This window comes from Rhodothermales bacterium (assembly GCA_013002345.1).
Classification (GTDB): Bacteria; Bacteroidota; Rhodothermia; order Rhodothermales; family JABDKH01; genus JABDKH01.
Window position 1 is genome coordinate 1 of the sequence record JABDKH010000068.1, and the last position, 2,880, is coordinate 2,880.

The following is a 2,880-nucleotide window of genomic DNA, read 5'->3' on the forward strand; positions in this document are numbered from 1 at the left end:
ACGATTCCCGATTGATATCCTCGATGCTGCCCGCACGCAGGCGTTCGATATCATGAATCAGCAAGCTTCGTCGGAGGCCGGATATCGCCGCGTGTACGAATCGTTCACCGCCTTTCGCGACCAGGCGTATCCCTGGTTTGGCAGTGCTGAGACTGCGTTTGCCGGGTACTCCTTCCCTGACACCCCCTAGCCATCGACGTGATTACGAATTTCGACAAAGACCTCCAGGCTGTAGACCATCTATACTCGGAGATAGAAACACTTCTCGAGAAGCCCGAGGTGGTGTTGCGACATCGCCATCCATCCATTTCAAAATGGTCGACGGATGAGCAAATCCAGCACGTGCTGCTCGCAAACCGGTGGGCGCTGTCGACGATGGTTTCCATGCTCCGTGACGGCGAGGAGTTTTCAGAGTCTGGCCGACTGAAGCCACTGGGGGTGTTGTTTCTCGGTTTCGGCGCGATCCCGCGTGGACGAGGCAAAGCTCCGGCTGCAGCAAAGCCCAGTGCGGAAGCGACACTGTCCGACCTGAAAGTAAACCACCGACAGCAGAGAGGGTATCTCAAGAAGATCCGCGAAAACCAGGATCTGGCAAGGTCGCTTCGCACGCGGTTTCAACACCCGATTCTCGGCGATTTTACTCCGTCCCACGGCCTCAGGTTTGTGCGCGTTCACACGCGGCATCACCTCAAGATCGTCAATGAGATCCTTGCGACGGTGGAGACGGCCTGATGCCGGCTGCGACTCATCTCACCGTACGGCGCACAGCGCGTTATTTCAAGATCGGGAAGGCGGATGCCTCCGACGTCTGGCTTGTGCTTCACGGTTATGGGCAGTTGGCCGACGAGTTCCTGGAGGCCTTCGAGCCCATTTCATCGGACCGAATGATCATCGCGCCCGAAGGACTATCGAGATTCTACGCTCGTGATGGTTCACGCGTGGGTGCTTCGTGGATGACGCGCGAGGACAGGGAGGCAGAGATTGCGGATTACACGGAGTATTTGAATGCCGTAGTTGCGGACGCCGGGTACAAATCGTCCGATGTGACTGTGGTCGGTTTCTCCCAGGGCGGCCACACCGCGTGCCGGTGGGTGGCTGCGCAATCGGCGGTCGCCGGTCTGATTTTGTGGGGATCGGGCCTCCCGACGGACCTGAACGTAGACGGATTTACTGAGGCTCTGGCTGGTGCCGGCGTACGTCTCGTTGCCGGTCGCGAAGACCGATTCGTCGCTGAGGCCGATCTCAAGAGCGGACTGGAGTTACTGCACCGGCAAGAACTCGACGCGATGATGGTTCGCTTCGATGGCGGACATGAGATACACGCGGAGGTTCTGCGGCGCATTTCGACGGGCGCGGCGTCCTAGCCCGGGTCCTCGGCGTCGCGTGACATCGGATCCTTCAGCTGCCCCGCGTCTCCTTTCCATATGCTGGGAAAGAGATAGCTTGCGGAGAGAAGCAGCACGCCCAAACCGATGAACAGGACAACGCGCCAGCCGGTATCCAACTCGGCCAGGTCGACGATGAAGAGTTTGGCAACGACGATGCCAAGGGTCGTCAGTCCGGTGACTCTGGCGATGTCACGACCGGTCCGCCACCCGATCATGATCAGGACGACCGCGATAATACCCCAGGCGATGCTGATGAACGCATGACCATTGTCCAGAGGCGCCAGGTCGCGCCAGAACCAGGCGAGGAGTGCGAGGTAGGCGGCGAATCGATAGACGAGACGGGCCCGGCGCTCGACGAGCAGCCAGGAGCAAGCCATCGCAACCACGATCACCGAAAGATCCACAAGAGCAACTGTATTCAGAAGAGGGGGTGATCCGGCGGGCAGAGATGTGAGTCGCCACTCGATTGCCAGAACGGCTACGCCGAATAGAGCGTGACCTGTTGTCCTGACGGCGGCATCTGCATGGTACTGGGTCCAGAGAATGAGTGCGGCCGCCTGAAGTGACACCGCAAGAAATCTATTCGAGCCGTCGCCGAAAAAGCTGAACCAGGCTGCCCCCAGAAGGAGCGCGACAACGACGCGGTACGTACTGGCCATGGCGGACGATCGCACCACCACACTGGATCCAAGGGCGAGCAACAGAACACCGATGTGGGTGAGCGATCGACCGGAAAAGAGAGACGGGTCTTCGGCACCTTCTAGGAGTCGAACAGCCATCCACGCAGCGATGACCGCAAAGAGACCATGGCCCAGCGCACGAATGGCGCGGTTGGGTGTTACGTAGGTCGCCACGTGGATTGCTGCTGCCTCGGCGGCCAGAGCCAGAAGCCGGGCGGAATCACTTTCGAAGAGATGAAACCATGATACCGCGAGCACGAGCCCGGCAGCAACACCGTGACTGGAGGCGGCGTCTTCGTCTCCTGCTGTCTTGGAGAAGAGGTGGACCGCCCAGTATCCAGTCGCTGCAACGACCTCGATCGCACCCCACGTTGGTGCCGAGAGATCCCAGATCTGGTGCGAAATGGCGAGAGAAATCAGCGGTGCGGCAACTGCGAGCAGGACCGCAGGCCTGTCGAAGGGCGTGCCTGCGAACGCTCCGTGAACGGCGGGAGTGACCCACCTGTCAGGCGCCCGGCGCGACAGAAACTCCCTCAGTGAGGGCGCGAAGCCGAAGGCGGCCAGGCAAAACACCACACCCAGCTGGTAAATGGTTCGATCTGCGAGCGGCACGAATCCGATCGACACGATCTCCGACCACGCATACGTCATCACCGACCACCCCCCGATCACCGCGACAAGGAGAAGACTGCGCCAGCCCTTTTCGAAGAAGATGGCAATGGCGCAGGCGGCGATGAGGCTGGTGTATACCACGAGCCACAGAATGCTCGAAGGCGTTTCCAGAAGAAGGAATGGCGTTCCAAGCCCGCCGG

The 2,880-nt window shown here is 60.1% G+C and carries 4 protein-coding genes; 3 read left to right on the forward strand and 1 reads right to left on the reverse strand.

What is annotated here, in order from left to right; all coding sequences use genetic code 11:
- From HKN37_03505 to HKN37_03515, 3 genes are all read left to right on the forward strand, one after another.
- Positions 1–190: ABC transporter substrate-binding protein (locus HKN37_03505; GenBank protein ID NNE45705.1), on the forward strand; the 190-nt coding region annotated here is incomplete at its 5' end.
- Positions 191–198: 8 nt separating this feature from the next.
- Positions 199–732, forward strand: coding sequence for a hypothetical protein (locus HKN37_03510; GenBank protein ID NNE45706.1), 534 nt, complete (start codon positions 199–201; stop codon positions 730–732).
- The gene (locus tag HKN37_03515) at positions 732–1,364 is read left to right on the forward strand and encodes a phospholipase (protein NNE45707.1); all 633 of its coding nucleotides are present in this window, start codon (positions 732–734) and stop codon (positions 1,362–1,364) included. The genes HKN37_03510 and HKN37_03515 overlap by 1 nt, the downstream gene beginning before the upstream one ends.
- Here the strand turns inward: HKN37_03515 and HKN37_03520 are convergent.
- The coding region (locus HKN37_03520) for a DUF2339 domain-containing protein (GenBank protein ID NNE45708.1) at positions 1,361–2,880 on the reverse strand (1,520 nt) is incomplete at its 5' end. The genes HKN37_03515 and HKN37_03520 overlap by 4 nt on opposite strands.